Genomic DNA, 21,157 nt, shown 5'->3' on the forward strand with positions numbered 1-21,157 from the left:
GCCCACCGGCATTGCGATGTCAGTGACGGGTGCCACAGTGGGGGAGTGACCAACGCCAGGACAGCGCGAGGACAGCACGGAGGGGGTGAGGTCCGGTCGTGACCGGTATGGGTGTGGAGGCGGGCGCACAGGCCGCGCGTTCCCGGGCCCTGGCCGTGCTGCGGGTGCGCGGCCGGGCGCTGGCCGTCGCCGTACTGCCCGCGGCGGTCGCCGTGATCCTGCTGGCCGGCGATTCCAGCGGTCACCTCGTCGGCCGGGGCTGGGACATCGCCCGCTGGGTCGTGAGCGTGCTGGCGCTGGTGGTGCTGCTGGCCGCCGTGGGCATCGGCCTGGTCGTCGCCCGCGCCAGGCCCGCGGAGACGCCCACGGTGCCGATCGCCGAGGACTCCGCGCCGGACCTGTACCGCATGGTGCGTGACCTCGCCGACCGCCTCGACGTGCCCGTGCCGTCCGCGATAGCGCTCACGCCGGACTGCGACAGCTGGCTGGAGGACCGTACGCACCCGGCCCACGGCCCGCCGCCGCGCGAGTCCGGCGACGAGATAGCCGGGCCGGGGCGGCGCCATCGCCGTACGCCCGCCGCGCCCGTCCTCGTCATCGGCTCCCCGTTCCTGTGGTGGATGCGGGTCGGTGAGCTACGGGCGGTCCTCGCCCCGGTCGTCGCCGGTACGGGACCCTCCGCCCACCCGGACATAGCCGCTGCCCGGCGTTTCGTACGGGGGCTGGACGCGGCGGTGGCCGTGGCCTCGACCCCCGGCCGCTGCGCGCTGACCCGGGGAGTGTGCGCGGGCCTCGGCTGGGTGGCCCGGCTGCTGCTGCGGGGCTGCCGGGAGCACGCGGCCCTGATGGAGCGCGGGGTCGCGGCCGCGGCCGCCGAGCGTGCACAGGCTGTGGATTACGGCCTGCGGATCGTCGCCCAGGAACAGGTGGGACTGGCGTACGCGGGCTGGGACCGGCTGCTGACCCGGGTCGCGCTGCCCGCCTGGCGGATGGGCCGCTGGCCGTCCCGGCTGGACGCGGGCGTCGTCGCGGCGCTCACCGAGCTGTCCCGGCGCGACCGGCTGGCCGAGGGCTTCGCCTCCCGGCTGGGCGAGCGTCCCGCCTGCGATCTGCTCGAGGAGCCCGGCGCGGTGGACGAGGCCGCCTCCCTGCTCGCCGCCCGCCTCTTCCACGGCGGCCCCGCCGAGCCCTGCCCGCAGTGGTCCCCGGTCGACTGGCAGGAGTACCCGGACGAGGTCGTCGACCGCACCTGGCGCACCGACGCGGCCCGTCTCCACCGGGTCCTGGACTCCCTGGGCGTCCGCCCCGCCCCCGCCCCCACGGCGGCCTACGGCCCGACCCTGTCCCGGGTACTGGACCACCTCGCGTCCCCGCCGGCCGCCGGCACCGCGCAGGCCGAACCGGGCGAGCACCGGCCTCCCTATGCCGAGGCCGCCGAATTCGGCCACGAGCCCGCCGACGCCGACCCGCTGAACGAGCGCAGCGCCACGCTCGCCGCCAGACTCGGCGCCGAGGTGGCCCGTGAGGAGGCCACCGGGTCGGGCCCGGCAGCCGCGGCCGGACCGGGCGCCGCGGGCCAGAGCCCCGCCACCGCCCTCTGGGACGACGGCGCGCTCCCCCTGTTCCCGCTCCAGCCCCCGCGCGCCGACCGCGACCTGCTCGCCGACCACGTCACGGCGATGGTGTGCTGCGCCGCGGTCGACACGGCCGGCGCGAGCCCGGGGCTGGACTGGCTCGACGGCCCGCTGCTTCTCGTCAACGGCGAAAGAGCCGCCGACCTCTCCTCCCGGGTGCTCAGCCTGATCGAGGAGGGGGATCCGACCCCGCTGCGGGCCTGGCTGGTGGAGTCGGGCATACGCCCGGAGAAACCGGTACGCCTCGTCTGACGGCCGCTGTACCGGAGCAGGCACTTCCAGTTCAGGTCAATTCGCAACGAATAGTGACCGTACGCGTGCTGAATGTGATGTGCTGGGACCGACCACGCGCATGGCAAGCGCATACGACATACGACAGACACACGAGCGCACAGGCGCACGGCCCGTACACGGGCCCACAGGCTCACAGACCGAGTCGCACAGACGAGACCACGGGGGCACGAGGGAGGGGAGCGGCCATGGCCTCTGACCACATCCGCCGCTGGGAGTCGGGAGCACTCGCGCACGCCGTCACGGACCCCTTCGGGCAGGGCCCCGTCCCCTGGCTGCGGGGCAGCGAGACGTACTTCGACGACACCGGACACGTCGTCCCCTGGTACGTGGACACCACCCAGCAGCACACACAGACGACCCGCGGCGGCCGGGACACCCCGCGCGTCCCGGCGCCCCGCGCCTCCGGCGGCGGTCCGCGCTCCGCCGACGACGTGCACCGCCAGATCAAGGGCTTCACCTCCACCGGAGCGGTCGCGCCCGGCGAGGCCGTCGACTTCCACATCACCGTCGACCCGCCCCAGCAGTTCAGCGTGGACATCTACCGCATCGGCCACTACGGCGGCGACGGCGCGGCGAAGATCACCACCAGCCCCCGCCTCTCCGGCATCGTCCAGTCCCCGCCGCTGACCGCCGACCGCACGGTCTCCTGCCACCACTGGTGGCTCTCCTGGCGCCTCCAGGTGCCGTCGTACTGGTCGATCGGGGCGTACGTCGCGGTGCTCACCACGGCCGACGGCTACCGCTCCCACGTGCCGTTCACCGTCCGGGACAACCACCCGGCGGACCTGCTCCTGCTGCTGCCCGACATCACCTGGCAGGCCTACAACCTCTACCCGGAGGACGGCCACACCGGCGCCAGTCTCTACCACGCCTGGGACGAGAAGGGCCTCCTGCTGGGCGAGGCCGACGCGGCGACGACGGTCTCCTTCGACCGCCCGTACGCGGGCGCGGGCCTGCCCCTGCACGTCGGTCACGCCTACGACTTCATCCGCTGGGCCGAGCGCTACGGCTACGACATCGCCTACGCCGACGCCCGCGACCTGCACGCCGGCCGCGTCGACCCCACCCGCTACCGAGGGCTGGTCTTCCCCGGCCACGACGAGTACTGGTCCACGCAGATGCGCCGCACGGCGGAGCTGGCCCGGGAGAACGGCACGTCCCTGGTCTTCCTCTCCGCCAACACCATGTACTGGCAGGTCGAGCTCGGCCCGTCCCCCTCCGGCGTCCCCGACCGTCTGCTGACCTGCCGCAAACGCAGGGGCCCTGGCAAGCCCGTGCTCTGGCGCGAGATCGACCGCCCCGAGCAGCAGCTGGTCGGCATCCAGTACGCGGGCCGGGTCCCCGAGCCGCATCCCCTGGTCGTGCGCAACGCCAAGCACTGGCTGTGGGAGGCGACGGGCGCACACGAGGGCGACGAGATTCCCGGCATGGTCGCAGGCGAGGCCGACCGCTACTTCCCGCGCACCCCGCTCCCCGAGCACGAGGAGCGCATCCTGCTCTCCCACTCCCCGTACACCGACGGCGAAGGCGTCCTGCGCCACCAGGAGACCTCCCTCTACCGCGCCCCCTCCGGCGCCCTGGTGTTCGCCGCCGGCACCTTCGCCTGGTCGCCGGCCCTGGACCGCCCCGGCCACACGGACCCGCGTATCCAGCGCGCCACCGCCAATCTGCTGGACCGTATCTGCAAGCGCGACTGACCGCCGTCCGCGATCGCGACCGACCCGCCGTCCGTGGCGGACGTCCCATACGGGACAATCAAGCCATAGGACAGAACCACGGGGAGGAACCGTGTCCGGATTCGTAGAAAAGCCCGAACCGATCCAGGTTCCGGGGCTGGTGCATCTGCACACCGGCAAGGTGCGCGAGCTGTACCAGAACGAGGCGGGGGATCTCGTGATGGTCGCCAGCGACCGCATGTCCGCCTACGACTGGGTGCTGCCGACCGAGATCCCCGACAAGGGCCGGGTCCTCACCCAGCTCTCCCTGTGGTGGTTCGACCAGCTGCGCGACCTGGTCCCCAACCATGTGATCAGCACCGAGCTGCCCGCCGGCGCCCCCGCCGACTGGCAGGGCCGCACTCTGGTCTGCAAGTCCCTGAAGATGCTCCCGGTCGAGTGCGTGGCCCGCGGCTACCTCACCGGTTCGGGCCTCGCCGAGTACCAGGAGTCCCGTACGGTCTGCGGCCTCGCCCTCCCCGAAGGCCTCGTCGACGGCTCCGAGCTGCCCGCCCCGATCTTCACCCCGGCCACCAAGGCCGAGGTGGGCGAGCACGACGAGAACGTCTCCTACGAGGAGGTCGCCCGCCAGGTCGGCGCCGACACCGCCGCCCGGCTGCGCCAGGCCACCCTCGCCGTCTACACCCGCGGCCGGGACATCGCCCGCGACCGCGGGGTCATCCTGGCCGACACCAAGTTCGAGTTCGGCTTCGACGGCGACACGCTCGTCCTCGCCGACGAGGTCCTCACCCCGGACTCCTCCCGCTTCTGGCCGGCCGACCAGTGGCAGCCGGGCCGCGCGCAGCCCTCGTACGACAAGCAGTTCGTCCGTGACTGGCTGACCTCCGCCGAGTCCGGCTGGGACCGCAGGAGCGAGCAGCCCCCGCCCGCGCTGCCGCAGCAGGTCGTGGAGGCGACCCGGGCGAAGTACGTGGAGGCGTACGAGCGTCTGACGGGCGTCAGCTGGTCGTAGGACACGAAGAAGCCCCCCGGCGGAAACCGGGGGGCTTGATCAGAGCGGACGACGAGGCTCGAACTCGCGACCTCAACCTTGGCAAGGTTGCGCTCTACCAACTGAGCTACGTCCGCAGTGCGCCGTGGCGCGAGAGCAACTATACCCAACCTCGCTCCCGGGCGAGACGGACAGCCGTGTGCCGGTTCTCCGCCCCCAGCTTGGTCGCGGCCGAGGAGAGGTAGTTCCGCACGGTCCCCGGCGACAGCGCGGCACGCTCGGCGATCTCCGCGACCGGCGCCCCGTCGGCGGCCAGCTCCAGCACCTCCGCCTCCCGCGCGGTCAGCGGCGAGTCCCCGGCGGAGATCGCGTCGGCGGCCAACTCCGGGTCGACGTAACGGTTCCCGGCGTGCACGGTACGGATGATCTCCGCGAGCCGCTGCGCGCTGACCGTCTTGGGTACGAATCCGCGCACACCCGCCGCAAGGGCCCTTTTCAGATGTCCGGGCCGCCCGTGACCGGTGACGATCAGCACCTGGCAGCCGGGCAGTTCGGCGCGCAGGGCTGTGGCGACCTTCACACCGTCGGCGCCCGGCATCTGGAGGTCCAGGACCGCCACATCGGGTGCGTGGGCCCGCGCCATCGCCAGCGCCTCCGGGCCGGTGGCCGCCTCCGCGACGACCAGGAGGTCGTCCTCCAGCGCGAGCAGCGCGGCCAGCGCGCCCCGGATCAGATGCTCGTCGTCGGCGAGCAACAGGCGTACCGGAGTACTCATGACGCGACCTCACTCACACCGGTCACACGCGCCAGGGGCACCTCTGCGACCAACCTGAACCCGTCCGCCCCGACGGGCCCCGCCTCCAGCGTCCCGTCGACCGCCGCCAGCCGTTCCCGCAGCCCGGCGAGGCCCGAGCCGCCGCTCCCGCCGGGACCGGCGACCCCGTCGTTCTCGACCGTCAGCACCACAGACCCCTCCCGTACCCGCAGCCCCACCGCGCACCGCCCCGCGTCCCCGTGCCGCAGCACGTTCGTCGTCGCCTCCCGCACCACCCAGCCGAGCGCGGACTGCACGTCGGGGGGCAGCCCGTCGGCGTTCCCGGTGATCTCGCAGTCGATCCCGGCCGCCGCCAACACACCCTGGGCGCCAAGGAGTTCCACGCCGAGATCGGCCTCCCGGTAGCCCCGTACGACCTCCCGCACCTCCCGTTGGGACTCCTGCGCGATGCGCTGCACCTCGATCATCTGCTCCACCGCCTCCGGCCGCCCGCGCCGGGCCAGTTGCACGGCCAGTTCGCTCTTCAGCGAGATGACGGACAGGTTCCGCCCCAGCACGTCGTGCAGATCCCGCCCGAACCGCAACCGCTCCTCGGCGACGGCGAGCCGGGCCCTGGTCTCGCGGGCGGCGTCGAGTTCGTAGACGGCGTCGAGCAGCCAGATGGAGAAGATCGAGGTGAAGGCGAGGAAGCCGGCGCCGAGCAGCACCATCACCATCGTGACCAGGGTGTCGGCGCCGGGCATGCCCATGGGGAAGGCCACGGAGGCGCCCGCGGAGAAGCCCGCCACGATCGCGAACACACGCCTTCGGTTTCGCACGCCCAGCGCGATGGTGCCGGCACCGAAGACCAGGACGATTCCGAAGATCGTGTCCGCAGCGGTGTCGACGCCGTCGCCCTTCGGGCCGCGCTCGGCGACCCCGATCGCGGTGACGGCGGCCACCGCGGTGACGGCAGCGAGCATCCACAGCGTGCGCAGGGGCTGTTCGCGCCGCCCCCGCGTCCAGTCCAGCGCCCGCGACGCGGTCACGGCCGCCGCGGTGGCGTGTCCGCACACCATCAGCAGCAGCACGGTCGCGAGCCGCGGTCCCGTCTGGCTGAAGACGGGCAGTCCGACCACGGTGACCTCGACCAGCGCGAAGAAGTGGAACGACCACCGGGTGTACGTCTCGACCTTCTCCGGTGTGCTCTTGCGCCGCCACCAGCCGGCGGGCCTGCCCGTGTCCCTCATGCCCTGCCCCCCGTACGTCACCGCCGCGGTTCCCAGCGGAACCACCGCCGTACAGCAAACACCGCCACGAGGGTCCAGGCCAGCGCGGTCGCCAGGGCGCCCAGCGCCTCGTACGCGCTCAGCTCGCCGGTCCAGCCGGCGCGGACCAGCCGGATCGCCGGGGACAGCGGGAGGAGTTCGCAGACGGAGGCGAGGCGGTCGGGCATGATCTCCGCCGGGATCGCGATGCCCGAGCCCATCATGGAGACGAGCACCAGCGGCAGCGCGGTCACCTGGGCGCTCTCGGCGGTCCTGGTGAGGGAGGCGGTGAGGGCCGCGAGCGCGGCGGACAGCACCAGGCCCAGCAGCAGCCCCAGGACGGTCAGATACGGCGCCTTGGGCGCCCCGGTGTCCAGGAGCGCCGTGCAGGCCGCGGCCAGCAGCAGCGACTGGGTGAGGCCGAGGCCGACCGCGGGCAGGGCGGTGCCGGTGAGGATCTCGGCGTCGCCGAGTTCGCCGGTGCGCAGCCGTTTGAGGACGAGTTCCTCGCGGCGGGCGACGAACGCGCTCACCAGGGAGGTGTACACGGAGAAGAGGAAGGAGAAGCCGACCGCGGAGGTCAGCATCACCGCACCGACGGTCAGCCCCTCGGCCTTCAGGTCCATCTGGTCGATCGCCGGCCGCACGCAGAACGGCACCGCGAGCGGCACGAGCAGCGCGGTGGTCACCGCCCCGCGGTTGCGGCCGAGCAGGGCGAGTTCGGCGCGGGCCAGGGCACGCAGCCGCCGGGCGACGGGAGTGAGGGCCAGGGTGCTCATGCCATCGCCTCCTGCTCCCGCGCGATCCCCAGGAACGCTTCCTCCAGCGAGGCCGACCGCACGTCCAGTCGGCGCAGTTCCACTCCGGCCCGCTCGGCCCACACCAGCAGTCCGGTCGCGGTGCGCTGGAGTTCACGCGTGCGCAGCCGTACGGCCCTGCCGGTCACCTCGTGTCCGCACACCCCCAGCTCGGCGAGCGGGGGCAGGTCCCCGAGGAAGTAGCCCTCGGGCAGGTCGAAGGAGATCCGCGAAGGCCGGCCGGCGGTCACCTCGGCGGGTGTCCCGGCGACCGCGACGCGCCCCTCGTGCAGGATCGCGAGCCGGTCGGCGAGGCCCTCGGCCTCCTCCAGGTAGTGGGTGGTCAGCAGCACGGTGGTGCCGCTGTCGCGCAGCGCCCGCACCAACTCCCAGGTGTCGCGGCGCCCTTCGACGTCCAGGCCGGTCGTCGGCTCGTCCAGGAACAGGACTTCCGGTTCGCCGAGCAGGGCCAGCGCGAGGTCCAGCCGCCGCCGTTCACCCCCGGACAGCTGCTTCACCCGCACCCCGGCCTTCCCGGCCAGCCCCACCAGGCCCAGTGCCTCTCCCTCGGGCCGGGCCCCGCTCGTGCACCCCGCCCACATCCGCGCGGTCTCGGCGACCGTCAGTTCGGAGGGGAAGCCGCCCTCCTGGAGCATCACTCCGGTGCGCGGGCGTACGGCGGCCCGCTCCAGGTAGGGATCGTGGCCGAGCACCCGCACCCGGCCCCCGGCCGGTGCCGCGAGCCCCTCCAGGAGTTCGACCGTCGAGGTCTTGCCCGCGCCGTTGGTGCCGAGCAGCGCGAAAACCTCCCCGCGGGCCACGGAGAAGCTGATTCCGCGCACCGCCTCGAACCCGCCCCCGTACACGCGCCGGAGGTCGGTGACCTCGATCACGCGCTCGTATTCGTCGCTGTGTGTGCCGTCCGCGCTGTCCGTGCTGTCCATGTGTCCCCTCTGGTCCATGGATTCAGCGTCCGGGCGGCCGGGGCCGGGCAGCAGTGCGCGGTGTCATCACTCGGCATGACAAATGTCAGACGGCGCCGGGTCCGTGTTCGTGGCAGGTTCGCGGCATACGAAAAAACCCCGGTCGTGATGACCGGGGCTTCTCTGGAGCGGACGACGAGGCTCGAACTCGCGACCTCAACCTTGGCAAGGTTGCGCTCTACCAACTGAGCTACGTCCGCACTGCCCCCGACCGGCTCCCACCGATCGGTGCGAGCACCAGCCTACCTGATCCACAAGCTGATCAGGACCGGCGGTGCAGAGCGGGTGACAGGAATTGCACACTGCGCCTTCCCCCTGGAAGGGGGATGTTCTACTACTGAACTACACCCGCATGTACTCCGTGGGCTCCGGCTTTTCGGCCTTGCCCCTCGGCGTGCTCCAGACATTAGCTGATCAGCAGGGGGGTTGCGCAAGTCGGCTGCTCCCGGGGGCCGCCTCCCGCGCAACTCGGCTGCTCCCAGGGTCCGCTGACGGGCCCTGGGAGCTCACCCCTCGCGGGCGTCACTGTGCCGCGCTGAACGCCTCGTAGACCTTCTTGGGGATGCGGCCGCGCGCGGGCACGTCCATCTTGTTCGCCTGCGCCCAGGCGCGGACCGCCGCGGGGTCGGGGGCGACCTCCGTCTGGCGGTACGCCTTGCCCGACTTCGACCGCTTGCGGCCGGCCGTCACGTAGGGCTCAAGAGCCTTACGCAGTTTCTTGGCATTGCCCTGGTTCAGGTCGATCTCGTACGACTTGCCGTCGAGTCCGAAGGCGATCGTTTCCGCCGCTTCCGAGCCGTCGATGTCGTCAAAGAGAGTGACCACGACCTTCTGCGCCACGAATATCGGTCCCTTCGTGCGACACCTCGCCGGTGATGACGTGCCAAGACGCCCGGAAGATGTCGACTGTCCGCCTGTTATTGGGCAAAGTATCGACTATTGCCAATTCATTTGTACAGTGCCCGGCATTGCAAAGTGAAGCCCGACTAAATCCGTCCGCGTGTCCGAGCGCAATAGAGGCCGTGGATCGATCCCGGAACTTTCCCAGAATTTTTCGCGCTGGTCGCCGTCCGACACCGGATCGTGATGGCCCTCACGTAGGTTCCTACAACTCTACCCGCGTAGAAATTTTGTGCGGGTAGTCTGAAGGAACCTGCTCAGCACCACACACCGGGAGTGCCAGTGGCACGCGTCGTAGTCGACGTCATGCTCAAGCCGGAGATCCTCGACCCCCAGGGCCAGGCGGTGCAGCGCGCACTGCCGCGACTGGGTTTCGAAGGCATCTCCGACGTACGTCAGGGAAAGCGATTCGAACTGGAAGTTGACGGGCCGGTCGACGAGGCCGCGCTCGCCCGCATTCACGATCTTGCCGAATCCTTCCTCGCCAACACCGTGATCGAGGACTTCACCGTCAAGGTGGAGGAAGTCGCGGAGGCCACGAAGTGACCGCTCGTATTGGCGTCGTCACTTTCCCGGGAAGCCTCGATGACCGGGACACCCAGCGGGCGATCCGTCTCGCGGGTGCCGAACCGGTCGCCCTCTGGCACAAGGACAAGGACCTCAAGCAGGTCGACGCCGTGGTGCTGTGCGGAGGTTTCTCCTACGGCGACTATCTGCGCGCCGGTGCCATCGCCCGTTTCTCGCCGGTGATGGAGCCCCTCATCGAACAGGCGAAGGCCGGCCTGCCGGTCCTCGGCATCTGCAACGGCTTCCAGATCCTCACCGAGGCCCACCTGCTCCCGGGCGCGATGCTCGGCAACGACCACCTCCACTTCATCTGCCGCGACCAGAAGCTGCGGGTGGAGAACGCGGAGACCTCCTGGACCAGCGACTACCGCGCGGGCCAGGAGATCCACATTCCGCTGAAGAACATGGACGGCCGGTACGTCGCCGACGAGTACACGCTCGACAAGCTGGAGGCCGAGGGCCGGGTCACCTTCCGGTACATGGTCCGCGGCGAAGCCGCTGATGGATACGGCAATCCGAACGGTTCGCTCCGGGACATCGCCGGCATCAGCAACGAGGCCGGGAACGTCGTGGGGCTGATGCCGCACCCGGAGCACGCCGTCGAGCCCCTCATCGGGTCCGGCCGTACCGACGGTCTCCCCTTCTTCACCTCGATCCTCAAGAAGCTGGTCAACGCATGAGCCGGACGCCTCTGGACACGGTCGAGCACGCGGCCGCGACCCCCGACGTCGAGCTGCCCTGGGCCGAACTCGGCCTGAAGAAGGACGAGTACGAGCGGGTCGTGGAGATCCTGGGCCGCCGGCCCACGGGTGCGGAACTCGCGATGTACTCCGTCATGTGGTCCGAGCACTGCTCGTACAAGTCCTCCAAGGTCCACCTCCGCCAGTTCGGCGAGAAGGCCCCGGAGTCCGACGCCCTCCTCGTCGGCATCGGCGAGAACGCCGGCGTCGTCGACGTCGGCCAGGGCTACGCGGTCACCTTCAAGGTCGAGTCGCACAACCACCCGTCCTACGTCGAGCCCTACCAGGGCGCGGCCACGGGTGTCGGCGGCATCGTCCGCGACATCATCGCGATGGGAGCCCGCCCGGTCGCCGTGGTCGACCCGCTGCGCTTCGGCGCGGCCGACCACCCGGACACCAAGCGCGTCCTGCCCGGTGTCGTCGCGGGCATCGGCGGCTACGGCAACTGCCTGGGCCTGCCCAACATCGGCGGCGAGGTCGTCTTCGACGCCTGCTACCAGGGCAACCCGCTGGTCAACGCCGGTGCCATCGGTGTGATGCGGCACGAGGACATCCACCTCGCGAAGGCGTCCGGCGCCGGCAACAAGGTCATCCTGTACGGGGCCCGGACCGGCGGCGACGGCATCGGCGGCGCGTCGATCCTGGCGTCCGAGACCTTCGACGACGCGAAGCCCTCCAAGCGCCCTGCCGTCCAGGTCGGCGACCCCTTCCAGGAGAAGCTCCTCATCGAGTGCACCCTGGAGGCCTTCAAGGAGAAGCTGGTCGTCGGCATCCAGGACCTCGGCGCGGCCGGCCTGTCCTGTGCCACGTCCGAGCTCGCCTCCAACGGCTCCGGCGGCATGCGCGTGACGCTGGACGACGTCCCCCTGCGTGACTCCACGCTCTCGCCCGAGGAAATCCTCATGAGCGAGTCGCAGGAACGCATGTGCGCGGTGGTGGAGCCGGAGAAGGTCGACCGGTTCCTGGAGATCTGCGAGAAGTGGGACGTCATCGCCACCGTCATCGGCGAGGTGACCGACGGCGACCGCCTCGAGATCTACTGGCACGGCGGCAAGATCGTCGACGTCGACCCGCGCACGGTCGCGCACGAGGGCCCCGTCTACGAGCGCCCGTACGCCCGCCCGTCCTGGCAGGACGAGCTCCAGGCCGACGACGCGAACAAGCTGGCGCGGCCGGCGACCTCCGAGGAGCTGAAGGACCAGGTCCTCAAGCTGGTCGGGTCGCCGAACCAGGCCTCCAAGAAGTGGATCACCTCGCAGTACGACCACTTCGTGCAGGGCAACACCGTCCTCGCCCAGCCCGAGGACTCCGGCATGATCCGCATCGACGAGGAGACCGGCCTCGGCGTGGCGATCGCGACCGACGGCAACGGCCGGTACGCCAAGCTCGACCCGTACACCGGCGCGCAGCTGGCCCTCGCGGAGGCCTACCGGAACGTGGCGACGACCGGCGCCAAGCCGCTCGCCGTCTCCGACTGCCTGAACTTCGGCTCACCCGAGGACCCGGCGGTGATGTGGCAGTTCGCGGAGGCCGTGCGCGGTCTGGCGGACGCCTGTCAGCAGCTGGGCACCCCGGTGACCGGCGGCAACGTCTCCCTCTACAACCAGACGGGCGAGGCCGCCATCCACCCGACCCCGGTCGTGGCCGTCCTCGGCGTCATCGACGACGTCGCGCGCCGCACGCCGGTCGCCTTCCAGGAGGAGGGCCAGCTGCTCTACCTCCTCGGCGACACGCGTGAGGAGTTCAGCGGCTCCGCCTGGTCCCAGGTGATCCACGACCACCTCGGCGGCCTGCCCCCGAAGGTCGACCTGGAGCGCGAGCGGCTGCTGGCCGAGATCCTGATCTCCGCCTCCCGCGACGGCATGATCGACTCCGCGCACGACCTGTCCGACGGCGGTCTGATCCAGGCGGTCGTGGAGTCGGCGCTCCTCGGCGGCACGGGCGCCCGTCTGGTCGTCCCCGACGGCCTGGACGCCTTCACCTTCCTCTTCTCCGAGTCCGCGGGCCGCGCGATCGTCGCCGTGCCGCGTTCGGAGGAGGTCCGCTTCAACGACATGTGCGGCGCGCGGGGCCTGCCGGCCACCCGCGTCGGTGTCGTCGACGGTGACTCGGTGGACGTCCAGGGCGAGTTCGAGCTCGGCCTGGAGGAGTTGCGGAAGGTCCACGAGGAGACCATTCCGGCGCTGCTCAAGTAGTCGTCGTAGGCAGGTGAAGGCCCCGTCCGGGATTCCGGGCGGGGCCTTCGCTCGTGCCCGCTCACGCCGCCACGGCCTCCCGCACCGGCTCCGCCTGGGCCGGCCGGTGCTTCGGCAGCAGCAGTGCCAGCGCCACGCACACGCCCATCACGCCCGCCCCGCACAGGAACACCGCGTCCATCGCGTCGACGTACGCCGACACGCCCGCCGCACGTGCCGGACCCCGCAGCGAGGCCAGGGCGCCGATGTCGCCGGGGCCGTCGTAGAGGCGGGTGAGGAGGGTGCCGAAGAGGGCGGCGCCGAGGGCGGTGCCGAGGGTCTGGAAGAAGCGGACGCCGGTAGTGGCGACGCCCAGCTGGTGTCGGGGAGCCGCGTCCTGGACCAGCTGGATGAGCTGGCCGATGAGCTGGCCGAAGCCGATGCCGAAGAGGAGGAGTTCGGCGCGGATCGCCCACAGGGACGTGCCGGTGCCGGTCGTGGACAGCAGGAGGAAGGCGACCGCGGTGACGGCCGCGCCGCCGATGACGAAGGTCCGCTCGGGCCGGCCGCGTTCGGTGAGCCTGCCGACGACCACGCCGACGATCCCCATGCCGGCCGCCATGGGCAGCAGGTAGAGCCCGGCCGCGGAGCTCGCGATGCCGCGCGCGACCTGGAGGTAGACCAGCACGTAGTACATCGCCCCGGCCATGCCCGCGCCGACCAGCCCCTGGATGGCGAAGCCCCAGCGCAGCTCCGGCACGCGGAACATGGACAGCGGCAGGATCGGCTCGGCGGCCGTGACCTGGCGCCGCAGGAACAGGCCGAGCGCGGCCGTGGCGGCGAGGGCGAGGCCGAGGATCTGGGGTGAGGACCAGGCGTGCTGCTTGCCGCCCCACTCGGTGACCAGCAGCAGCGCGGTGGAGAAGGCGGCGGCGAGGGCGGCGCCGGGGAAGTCGATCGAGCGGCTGCGCGTGTGCCGGGGCAGTTTCAGCACGAGCGCGCCGACGGTCAGGACGGCGAGGCCGAGCGGCAGGTTGACGTAGAAGATCCAGCGCCAGCTCGCGTGGTCGGAGAGCACTCCGCCGATCCAGGGCCCGATCGCCATGCCGCCGCCGGCGACGATCCCGCCCATCCCGGCGCCCTTGCCGTCCTTCTTCGCGCCGGGCTCCTTGAGGTGGGCCATCACGACCATCGTCACGCTCATCAGGCCGCCCGCGCCGAGGCCCTGCACCGCCCGGGCCGCGATCAGCTGGCCGATGGACCGGGCGGCTCCGCACAGCGCCGAGCCGAGCAGGAAGGTACCGATGGCGCCGAGGAACACCCGCTTGGCGCCGAGCGCGTCGCACAGCCTGCCGTACAGCGGGAGCATCGCGGCCGACGCCAGCGAGAAGGCGCTGACCAGCCAGGGAATTCTGTCGATGCCGTGGTGGGGGTCGAGGTCCCGGACGATCGGGACGGTGGCCGCGGACACGATCTGCATGTCCAGGACGGCCAGGACGATCGTGACGAGGCAGACGAGCATGCCGATCTTGCGCTGGGTTCCGGTCATGGACAGCACCATGCCCGATGTTCGTGTACTCGGTCAATGTTTTATCTAGGATTAAATTTCATCCAGGCCTAAATTTCGGCTTGGTACAATGGCGTCATGGCTGACCAGGCGATGGGGCTGCGCGACCGGAAGAAGATGCAGACGGCTCGGCGGATCTACCGCGTGGCGATCGAGCTGTTCATCGAACGGGGATTCGACAACGTCTCCGTGCAGGAGGTCGCCGATGCCGCCGAGGTCTCGAAGATGACCGTCTTCAACTACTTCGGCACCAAGGAAGACCTGATCTTCCGGCCCATGGAGGAGCACTTCGGCGACGCGGCCCGCGCGGTCCGCGAGCGGAAGCCCGGTGAGTCCGCGGTGGAGGCCGTGCGCCGGCAGTTCCTGGAGATGGTCGCCGGCCGCGACCCCTCGGTCGGGCTGAACCCCGAGCCCTTCGCCCGTCAGGTCCGTCGGCTCGTCGTGGAGACCCCGGTCCTGATGGAACGCGCCTTCGTCGCCTCCCAGAAGGGCACCCGGGAGCTGGCCGACCTGCTGGCCGCCGAGACCGGCGACCTGATGTGCGCCACCATCGCCGCCGCCACCCTCAGCGCCGCCCGCAACGCCCTCGTCGAGGAGCACCACCGCCGTGTCGCCGAGGGCGAGAGCCCCGACCAGGTCGCCGCCGACGCCGCCGAACGCGTCCGGCAGGCCTTCGGCCTGATCGAAAACGGCCTGAGCGGCTACGCCGTGAAGCAATAGGCTCCCCGTCATGCCCACGGCCAAGAAGCGCACCCGGACGTACGACCCCGTCAAGATCCGCTCGGCGGTCCTCGGGCAGCTTGCCCACGTACAGGAAGCCGTCCGCGGGCTCACGCCCGAGCAACTCGCGCTCCCCACCCGGCTCGGCGGATGGACCGTACGGGAACTGGTCGCGCACATGGGGATGGCACTCACGGCCGTCGAGCGCTCCCTCGGCCTGCCGGAGCCGGCGAAGCAGGACGCCGCCCCGCTCGACTGGCCGTTCGCGACCTCCGCCAACTCCTCGGCCATCGACGAGTTCACCCGGCGGGTCGCCGGGCAGCACCCCGACCTGGAGGCCTACCTCGCCGACGTCGAGGACAGCCTCCGCACCCTCCTCGCCGAACACCCCGGGACCCGGCTGCTCGCCACCAACGCGGGCGCCCTGCCGCTCGCCGACTACCTCGTCACCCGCGCCGTCGAACTCGTCGTCCACACGGACGACCTGAACGCCGCCGTGCCCGGCCTGGAGGTGCCGTACGAGCGTCAGGCGCTCGCCGCCACCACCCGGCTCCTCGCCGACGCGCTCGCCGTGAAGGCCCCCGGCGGCTCCACCGAGGTGCGCGTCCCGCCGTACGCCGTCGTGCAGTGCGTCGAAGGGCCCCGGCACACCCGGGGCACCCCGCCCAACGTCGTCGAGACCGACCCGCTGACCTGGATCCGGCTCGCCACCGGCCGGCTGGCCTGGAAGGACGCCCTGGCGGAGGCCCGGGTCAGCGCGAGCGGGGAGCGGGCGGACCTCGGTGAGCTGCTGCCGCTGATGTCGTGACCCGGGACCGTCGTGACCGGGACCGTCGTGACCGGGACCGTCGTGACCGGGACCGTCGTGACCGGGACCGTGTTGGCCGGCGCCGCGCGGAACCGGGCGGGTGCGAATCCCGTCGAATCGTCATGAACCGGATCAGGAAGCAGCGCATCATCCGGACCGCGGCCGCCGCCTTCGTCCCCCTCGCGGTGGCCTGTGGCAGCGAGCGGGCCGGCAGCGGCTCGGTGGCGGTCCGGGAACCGGTCACCGGCGTCGACTGGCACGTCGACAGCGTCTCCGCCGCCGGCACCACCCACCGTGCCCCCGCCTCCGCCCGCCTCCGCGTCGACGAGAGCGGCAAGGCGGCCGGCAACCTCGGCTGCAACCAGTTCAGCGCAAGGGCCAGCGTCCACGGCGACCGGATCACCTTCGGCGACCTCCTCACCACCCGGATGGCCTGCGACCGCCCCCGTATGACCTTCGAGCGCATGCTCACCCGCGTACTCGCCGGCCAGACCCTCACCGCCAGGACCGACGACGGGAAGCTCACCGTCACCAACGGTCACGGTGACCGCGTGCACCTCACCCGTGGCACACCCGAATGATGTGCGACAACTCACTCATGGATGGCCACGAGAGCCCGGCGACGGCCCCTCAGCGCATGCACGGCAGTCGAGCCGTTCGGGGGCGCAATGCTCTGACCAGGGAGGACGTAGAAAGATCCAAGGTGATCCACACCGCCTGCCCGGTTACGGGTACGTATCCCCAATTCGGACCAGTGGTCGATCTCGCCTACACTCGGGAGCGTGCCACGTGGTGACGGTCGACTCAATCACGATCTGCTCCCCGGTGAGAAGGGCCCCCAGGACGCGTGTGGCGTCTTCGGTGTCTGGGCTCCGGGTGAAGAGGTCGCAAAGCTCACGTACTTCGGGCTCTACGCCCTCCAGCACCGGGGTCAGGAATCCGCGGGAATCGCGGTCAGCAACGGCTCCCAGATCCTCGTCTTCAAGGACATGGGCCTTGTCTCCCAGGTCTTCGACGAGACCTCGCTCGGTTCGCTCCAGGGTCACATCGCGGTCGGACACGCCCGCTACTCGACCACTGGCGCCTCCGTGTGGGAGAACGCCCAGCCGACGTTCCGGGCCACCGCGCACGGCTCCATCGCGCTCGGCCACAACGGCAACCTGGTCAACACGGCGCAGCTCGCCGAGATGGTCGCCGACCTGCCCAAGGACACCAACGGGCGGTCCACGCGGGTCGCGGCCACCAACGACACCGACCTGCTCACCGCGCTCCTCGCGGCCCAGGTCGATGACGACGGCAAGCCGCTGACCATCGAGGAAGCCGCACACACGGTCCTGCCGAAGGTGCGCGGCGCCTTCTCCCTCGTCTTCATGGACGAGCACACCCTCTACGCCGCCCGCGACCCGCAGGGCATCCGCCCGCTGGTCCTCGGCCGCCTGGAGCGCGGCTGGGTCGTCGCCTCCGAGTCCGCCGCGCTCGACATCTGCGGCGCCAGCTTCGTCCGGGAGATCGAGCCGGGCGAGTTCGTCGCCATCGACGAGAACGGCCTGCGCACCTCCCGGTTCGCGGAAGCGAAGCCCAAGGGCTGTGTCTTCGAGTACGTGTACCTGGCCCGCCCGGACACCGACATCGCCGGCCGGAACGTCTACCTCTCGCGCGTCGAGATGGGCCGCCGGCTGGCGAAGGAAGCCCCTGCCGACGCAGATCTGGTCATAGCGACCCCGGAATCCGGCACCCCGGCGGCCATCGGCTACGCCGAGGCGTCCGGCATCCCCTTCGGCAGCGGCCTGGTGAAGAACGCCTACGTCGGCCGGACCTTCATCCAGCCCTCGCAGACCATCCGCCAGCTGGGCATCCGGCTGAAGCTGAACCCGCTGAAGGAAGTCATCAAGGGCAAGCGCCTGGTGGTCGTCGACGACTCCATCGTGCGCGGCAACACCCAGCGTGCCCTGGTCCGGATGCTCCGCGAGGCGGGCGCCGCCGAGGTCCACATCCGGATCTCCTCGCCGCCCGTGAAGTGGCCCTGCTTCTTCGGCATCGACTTCGCCACCCGCGCGGAGCTCATCGCCAACGGCATGACCACCGACGAGATCGGCACCTCGCTGGGCGCCGACTCGCTGGCGTACATCTCCATCGACGGCATGATCGAGGCGACCACCATCGCCAAGCCGAACCTGTGCCGCGCCTGCTTCGACGGCGAGTACCCGATGGAGCTCCCGGACCCCGAGCTGCTCGGCAAGCAGCTGCTGGAGACCGAGCTGGCGGCCGGTCCGGCGGCCACGGCTGCCGCCGACGCGATCCGTCGCCCGTAAGCCCCGTCGTACGACACGAAAGTTCTCAAGGTCATGTCTTCCGAGACCAGTAATGCCGTGGGCGGCGCCAGCTACGCGAGCGCGGGCGTCGACATCGAGGCGGGCGACCGCGCGGTGGAACTCATGAAGGAATGGGTCAAGAAGACCCGGCGCCCCGAGGTCCTCGGCGGCCTCGGCGGCTTCGCCGGGCTCTTCGACGCCTCCGCCCTCAAGCGCTACGAGCGCCCGCTGCTCGCCTCCGCCACGGACGGCGTCGGTACCAAGGTCGACATCGCCCGGCAGCTGGGCGTGTACGACAGCATCGGCCACGACCTGGTCGCCATGGTCATGGACGACATCGTCGTGTGCGGTGCCGAGCCGCTGTTCATGACCGACTACATCTGCGTCGGCAAGGTGCACCCCGAGCGGGTCGCCGCCATCGTCAAGGGCATCGCGGAAGGCTGTGTCCTGGCCGGCTGCGCCCTGGTGGGCGGCGAGACGGCCGAGCACCCGGGTCTGCTGGGCGAGGACGACTTCGACGTCGCGGGCGCCGGTACGGGCGTCGTGGAGGCCGACCGGCTGCTCGGCGCGGATCGCATCCGTAAGGGTGACGCGGTGATCGCCATGGCGTCCTCCGGGCTTCACTCGAACGGGTACTCCCTGGTCCGCCATGTGCTGCTGAAGACCGCGGGTCTCTCGCTCGACTCGCGGATCGAGGAGTTCGGCCGCACGCTGGGCGAGGAGCTGCTGGAGCCGACGAAGATCTACTCCCTGGACTGCCTGGCCCTCACCCGCACCGCCGAGGTGCACGCCTTCAGCCACATCACCGGCGGCGGGCTGGCCGCCAACCTGGCCCGGGTGATCCCGGACACACTGCACGCGACCGTCGACCGTTCCACCTGGACGCCGGGCCCGGTCTTCGACCTCGTCGGCAGGACCGGCAGCGTCGAGCGCCTGGAGCTGGAGAAGACCCTCAACATGGGCGTCGGCATGATGGCGATCGTCCCCGGGGAGTCGACGGACGTCGCCCTCGACACACTGGCCGACCGCGGGGTCGAGGCCTGGGTGGCGGGCGAGATCACGGACCGGGGCGAGCACACCACCGGTGCCGAACTGGTCGGGACGTACTCACACTGAAGGCGCCACGAGCCCTGGACCTGCGGGTAGCACAGAACCCGGTCGGTGACCGGAGTCACCGACCGGGTGAGTGCTCAGTACAAGGTCAAGCGCCGCGACGGTGTTGAGAAGGACCTTCGTCCTCATCCTCGTCGTCGTCCTCATAGAGGTCGGCGTACCGAGAATAAAGATCGTCCTCGTCATCCTCATCGTCCTCGAACGGCTCGCCGTTCGGCGGCTGGTTCGAAGTCGATGCGCCCAGTTCATTGGCCAGACGTGACAGATCAGTCCCACCGCTGTTGTACTTCAGCTGGCGGGCGACCTTTGTCTGCTTGGCCTTGGCCCGGCCGCGCCCCATGGCTCGACCCCCTCGGTGACGGGGCTCGATGGCCCCAGAGTCTGACACGCGTTCATGATCCGGAACGGACCCTCCGCAGAGAGGCCGGTCCGTAGGGCTTCCACGGTACCTGAGCCCGCGCCCATACGGTACGTCGCCCGCAGCACGCGCGTGTGCACAGGAGCTTGGAGTTGCCCTGTCCTTGCTGGTCAGTGGCGATTTTAACCACTTATCCGGGGGCGACCCGCCGACGGAAGTGAGAGTTCTCTCCAAGTTCCCGCCGACGGGTACCGCTCAGCTGTGCGAAGCCCTGCCCTCGGCCATCCGCTGCTCGGCGATCCGGTCGGCCGCGGCGGCCGGCGGAATACCGTCTTCCTTCGCACGTGCGAATATGGCCAGCGTGGTGTCGAAGATCTTCGCCGCCTTCGCCTTGCACCGGTCGAAGTCGAACCCGTGCAGCTCGTCGGCCACCTGGATGACCCCGCCGGCGTTCACCACGTAGTCCGGCGCGTAGAGGATCCCGCGGTCGGCGAGGTCCTTCTCCACGCCCGGGTGGGCGAGCTGGTTGTTGGCGGCGCCGCACACCACCCGGGCGGTCAGCGCCGGCACGGTGTCGTCGTTCAGCGCCCCGCCGAGCGCGCAGGGGGCGTAGATGTCGAGGCCCTCCACGCGGATCAGCGCCTGCGTGTCCGCGACGGCCGTGACGCCCTCGGCGTACTGGTCGAGGACGCGCCGTACGGCGTCCGCGCGCACGTCCGTGATCACGACCTCGGCGCCCTCGTCCCGCAGGTGCCGCACCAGGTGGTGCCCGACCTTGCCGACGCCCGCGATGCCGACCCTGCGGCCGCGCAGCGAGGGGTCTCCCCACAGGTGCTGGGCGGAGGCCCGCATGCCCTGGTAGACGCCGAAGGCGGTGAGTACGGAGGAGTCGCCGGCCCCGCCGTTCTCCGGGGAGCGGCCCGTCGTCCAGCGGCACTCGCGCGCCACGACGTCCATGTCGGCGACGTACGTGCCGACGTCGCAGGCGGTGACGTACCGCCCGCCGAGCGAGGCCACGAACCGACCGTAGGCGAGCAGCAGCTCCTCGGTCTTGTGCAGCTCGGGATCGCCGATGATCACGGCCTTGCCGCCGCCGTGGTCGAGACCGGCCATGGCGTTCTTGTACGACATCCCGCGCGCGAGGTTGAGGGCGTCGGCGACGGCCTCCGCCTCGGTCGCGTACGGGTAGAAGCGCGTACCGCCGAGCGCGGGGCCCAGGGCGGTGGAGTGGATGGCGATGACGGCCTTGAGTCCGCTGGCGCGGTCCTGACAGAGCACGACTTGCTCATGACCGCCCTGGTCCGAGTGGAACAGGGTGTGCAGTACATCAGCAGGTGCGCCGGTTACGTCGGTCACTGTGGTGACTCCTGAAGCGAGTAGCGGCGGTGGTTCCGAGACCAAGCTCCCGTGCGGGTGGCGGGTGCTGTGGCATGAGCGTAGAGCCTGTGCCCGCACACCATCCGTGCAGTGTTCAGGATCACTCTCCGACGCCTTCCGCGCA

The 21,157-nt window shown here is 70.9% G+C and carries 19 protein-coding genes and 3 tRNA genes; 11 read left to right on the top strand and 11 right to left on the bottom strand.

Features of this window, described 5'->3' with window-relative positions; genetic code table 11:
• Nucleotides 1–107: 107 nt before the first annotated feature.
• The 3 genes from ABZ915_RS11025 to ABZ915_RS11035 all read left to right on the top strand — a co-directional run bounded on the left by ABZ915_RS11025 (nucleotide 108) and on the right by ABZ915_RS11035 (nucleotide 4,616).
• Entirely contained in the window at nucleotides 108–1,886 is a 1,779-nt protein-coding gene (locus tag ABZ915_RS11025; protein WP_361799530.1) for a hypothetical protein, read from the top strand.
• 227 nt (nucleotides 1,887–2,113) lie between these two features.
• Nucleotides 2,114–3,625, top strand: coding sequence for a N,N-dimethylformamidase beta subunit family domain-containing protein (locus ABZ915_RS11030; RefSeq protein ID WP_361799244.1), 1,512 nt, complete (start codon nucleotides 2,114–2,116; stop codon nucleotides 3,623–3,625).
• Between the two features lie 91 nt (nucleotides 3,626–3,716).
• Nucleotides 3,717–4,616 carry a phosphoribosylaminoimidazolesuccinocarboxamide synthase gene (locus tag ABZ915_RS11035; protein WP_361799246.1) on the top strand — a complete coding sequence of 300 codons (900 nt, stop codon included), beginning with the start codon at nucleotides 3,717–3,719 and terminating at the stop codon, nucleotides 4,614–4,616.
• A gap of 43 nt (nucleotides 4,617–4,659) precedes the next feature.
• On the opposite strand, the gene ABZ915_RS11040 is transcribed toward ABZ915_RS11035, so the two are convergent.
• The 8 genes from ABZ915_RS11040 to ABZ915_RS11075 form a co-directional block, all read right to left on the bottom strand.
• Nucleotides 4,660–4,732, bottom strand: a tRNA-Gly gene (locus ABZ915_RS11040).
• A gap of 23 nt (nucleotides 4,733–4,755) precedes the next feature.
• Nucleotides 4,756–5,370, bottom strand: a complete 615-nt coding sequence (locus ABZ915_RS11045; RefSeq protein WP_361799249.1) for a response regulator transcription factor — start codon at nucleotides 5,368–5,370, stop codon at nucleotides 4,756–4,758.
• On the bottom strand, nucleotides 5,367–6,599 hold the full coding sequence (locus ABZ915_RS11050) for a histidine kinase (protein WP_361799252.1): 1,233 nt from the start codon (nucleotides 6,597–6,599) through the stop codon (nucleotides 5,367–5,369). The genes ABZ915_RS11045 and ABZ915_RS11050 overlap by 4 nt, the downstream gene beginning before the upstream one ends.
• 17 nt (nucleotides 6,600–6,616) lie before the next feature.
• Nucleotides 6,617–7,396, bottom strand: a complete 780-nt coding sequence (locus ABZ915_RS11055; protein ID WP_361799255.1) for an ABC transporter permease — start codon at nucleotides 7,394–7,396, stop codon at nucleotides 6,617–6,619.
• Nucleotides 7,393–8,358: an ABC transporter ATP-binding protein gene (locus ABZ915_RS11060; protein ID WP_361799533.1), complete on the bottom strand. Its 966-nt coding sequence runs from the start codon at nucleotides 8,356–8,358 to the stop codon at nucleotides 7,393–7,395. Before ABZ915_RS11060 ends, ABZ915_RS11055 begins: the two co-directional genes overlap by 4 nt.
• 163 nt (nucleotides 8,359–8,521) lie before the next feature.
• Nucleotides 8,522–8,597: transfer RNA gene (locus ABZ915_RS11065), tRNA-Gly, on the bottom strand.
• 80 nt (nucleotides 8,598–8,677) lie between these two features.
• Nucleotides 8,678–8,749: transfer RNA gene (locus ABZ915_RS11070), tRNA-Gly, on the bottom strand.
• Nucleotides 8,750–8,919: 170 nt separating this feature from the next.
• The gene (locus tag ABZ915_RS11075) at nucleotides 8,920–9,237 is read right to left on the bottom strand and encodes an Lsr2 family protein (RefSeq protein ID WP_361799258.1); all 318 of its coding nucleotides are present in this window, start codon (nucleotides 9,235–9,237) and stop codon (nucleotides 8,920–8,922) included.
• A 342-nt stretch (nucleotides 9,238–9,579) separates the two neighbouring features.
• On the opposite strand from ABZ915_RS11075, the gene purS reads away from it, so the two are divergent.
• Genes purS through purL form a run of 3 tightly spaced genes read left to right on the top strand, consistent with a single transcriptional unit; the run spans nucleotide 9,580 to nucleotide 12,799 of the window.
• A complete protein-coding gene (gene purS / locus ABZ915_RS11080; protein WP_266517159.1) occupies nucleotides 9,580–9,843 on the top strand; it encodes a phosphoribosylformylglycinamidine synthase subunit PurS in 264 nt (87 codons plus the stop codon).
• Nucleotides 9,840–10,544, top strand: a complete 705-nt coding sequence (gene purQ / locus ABZ915_RS11085; protein ID WP_361799261.1) for a phosphoribosylformylglycinamidine synthase subunit PurQ — start codon at nucleotides 9,840–9,842, stop codon at nucleotides 10,542–10,544. The genes purS and purQ overlap by 4 nt, the downstream gene beginning before the upstream one ends.
• The gene (gene purL / locus ABZ915_RS11090; RefSeq protein ID WP_361799264.1) at nucleotides 10,541–12,799 is read left to right on the top strand and encodes a phosphoribosylformylglycinamidine synthase subunit PurL; all 2,259 of its coding nucleotides are present in this window, start codon (nucleotides 10,541–10,543) and stop codon (nucleotides 12,797–12,799) included. Before purQ ends, purL begins: the two co-directional genes overlap by 4 nt.
• A gap of 61 nt (nucleotides 12,800–12,860) precedes the next feature.
• Here the strand turns inward: purL and ABZ915_RS11095 are convergent, their stop codons facing one another.
• Complete coding sequence (locus ABZ915_RS11095; RefSeq protein ID WP_361799267.1) at nucleotides 12,861–14,327, bottom strand: MFS transporter; 1,467 nt, start codon at nucleotides 14,325–14,327, stop codon at nucleotides 12,861–12,863.
• A 96-nt stretch (nucleotides 14,328–14,423) separates the two neighbouring features.
• Between ABZ915_RS11095 and ABZ915_RS11100 the strand changes: the two genes are divergently transcribed.
• The 5 genes from ABZ915_RS11100 to purM all read left to right on the top strand — a co-directional run bounded on the left by ABZ915_RS11100 (nucleotide 14,424) and on the right by purM (nucleotide 19,301).
• Nucleotides 14,424–15,065: a helix-turn-helix domain-containing protein gene (locus ABZ915_RS11100; protein ID WP_361799270.1), complete on the top strand. Its 642-nt coding sequence runs from the start codon at nucleotides 14,424–14,426 to the stop codon at nucleotides 15,063–15,065.
• A gap of 10 nt (nucleotides 15,066–15,075) precedes the next feature.
• Entirely contained in the window at nucleotides 15,076–15,873 is a 798-nt protein-coding gene (locus ABZ915_RS11105; protein WP_361799273.1) for a sterol carrier family protein, read from the top strand.
• A gap of 122 nt (nucleotides 15,874–15,995) precedes the next feature.
• Nucleotides 15,996–16,454, top strand: coding sequence for an META domain-containing protein (locus ABZ915_RS11110; protein WP_361799276.1), 459 nt, complete (start codon nucleotides 15,996–15,998; stop codon nucleotides 16,452–16,454).
• 201 nt (nucleotides 16,455–16,655) lie between these two features.
• The gene (purF, locus tag ABZ915_RS11115) at nucleotides 16,656–18,185 is read left to right on the top strand and encodes an amidophosphoribosyltransferase (protein WP_361799279.1); all 1,530 of its coding nucleotides are present in this window, start codon (nucleotides 16,656–16,658) and stop codon (nucleotides 18,183–18,185) included.
• Nucleotides 18,186–18,218: 33 nt separating this feature from the next.
• On the top strand, nucleotides 18,219–19,301 hold the full coding sequence (purM, locus tag ABZ915_RS11120; protein ID WP_361799282.1) for a phosphoribosylformylglycinamidine cyclo-ligase: 1,083 nt from the start codon (nucleotides 18,219–18,221) through the stop codon (nucleotides 19,299–19,301).
• An 85-nt stretch (nucleotides 19,302–19,386) separates the two neighbouring features.
• Here the strand turns inward: purM and ABZ915_RS11125 are convergent, their stop codons facing one another.
• Together ABZ915_RS11125 and ABZ915_RS11130 are read right to left on the bottom strand one after the other, a co-directional pair.
• Nucleotides 19,387–19,638, bottom strand: a complete 252-nt coding sequence (locus tag ABZ915_RS11125) for a DUF3073 domain-containing protein (protein WP_361799285.1) — start codon at nucleotides 19,636–19,638, stop codon at nucleotides 19,387–19,389.
• A 273-nt stretch (nucleotides 19,639–19,911) separates the two neighbouring features.
• Entirely contained in the window at nucleotides 19,912–21,012 is a 1,101-nt protein-coding gene (locus ABZ915_RS11130) for a Glu/Leu/Phe/Val dehydrogenase dimerization domain-containing protein (RefSeq protein WP_361799288.1), read from the bottom strand.
• Nucleotides 21,013–21,157: the final 145 nt, after the last annotated feature.

Origin of the sequence: Streptomyces sp. NPDC046915 (genome assembly GCF_040644935.1) — a bacterium.
GTDB lineage: Bacteria > Actinomycetota > Actinomycetes > Streptomycetales > Streptomycetaceae > Streptomyces.

Coding starts and splice junctions, on each gene's coding strand:
- ABZ915_RS11055 (WP_361799255.1), bottom strand. CDS start 7,396: ATGAGCACCCTGGCCCTCACTCCCGTCGCCCGGCGGCTGCGTGCCCTG.
- ABZ915_RS11060 (WP_361799533.1), bottom strand. CDS start 8,358: ATGGACAGCACGGACAGCGCGGACGGCACACACAGCGACGAATACGAG.
- ABZ915_RS11045 (WP_361799249.1), bottom strand. CDS start 5,370: ATGAGTACTCCGGTACGCCTGTTGCTCGCCGACGACGAGCATCTGATC.
- ABZ915_RS11105 (WP_361799273.1), top strand. CDS start 15,076: ATGCCCACGGCCAAGAAGCGCACCCGGACGTACGACCCCGTCAAGATC.
- ABZ915_RS11100 (WP_361799270.1), top strand. CDS start 14,424: ATGGCTGACCAGGCGATGGGGCTGCGCGACCGGAAGAAGATGCAGACG.
- ABZ915_RS11025 (WP_361799530.1), top strand. CDS start 108: ATGGGTGTGGAGGCGGGCGCACAGGCCGCGCGTTCCCGGGCCCTGGCC.
- ABZ915_RS11050 (WP_361799252.1), bottom strand. CDS start 6,599: ATGAGGGACACGGGCAGGCCCGCCGGCTGGTGGCGGCGCAAGAGCACA.
- ABZ915_RS11095 (WP_361799267.1), bottom strand. CDS start 14,327: ATGACCGGAACCCAGCGCAAGATCGGCATGCTCGTCTGCCTCGTCACG.
- ABZ915_RS11110 (WP_361799276.1), top strand. CDS start 15,996: ATGAACCGGATCAGGAAGCAGCGCATCATCCGGACCGCGGCCGCCGCC.
- ABZ915_RS11030 (WP_361799244.1), top strand. CDS start 2,114: ATGGCCTCTGACCACATCCGCCGCTGGGAGTCGGGAGCACTCGCGCAC.
- ABZ915_RS11125 (WP_361799285.1), bottom strand. CDS start 19,638: ATGGGGCGCGGCCGGGCCAAGGCCAAGCAGACAAAGGTCGCCCGCCAG.
- purM (WP_361799282.1), top strand. CDS start 18,219: ATGTCTTCCGAGACCAGTAATGCCGTGGGCGGCGCCAGCTACGCGAGC.
- purL (WP_361799264.1), top strand. CDS start 10,541: ATGAGCCGGACGCCTCTGGACACGGTCGAGCACGCGGCCGCGACCCCC.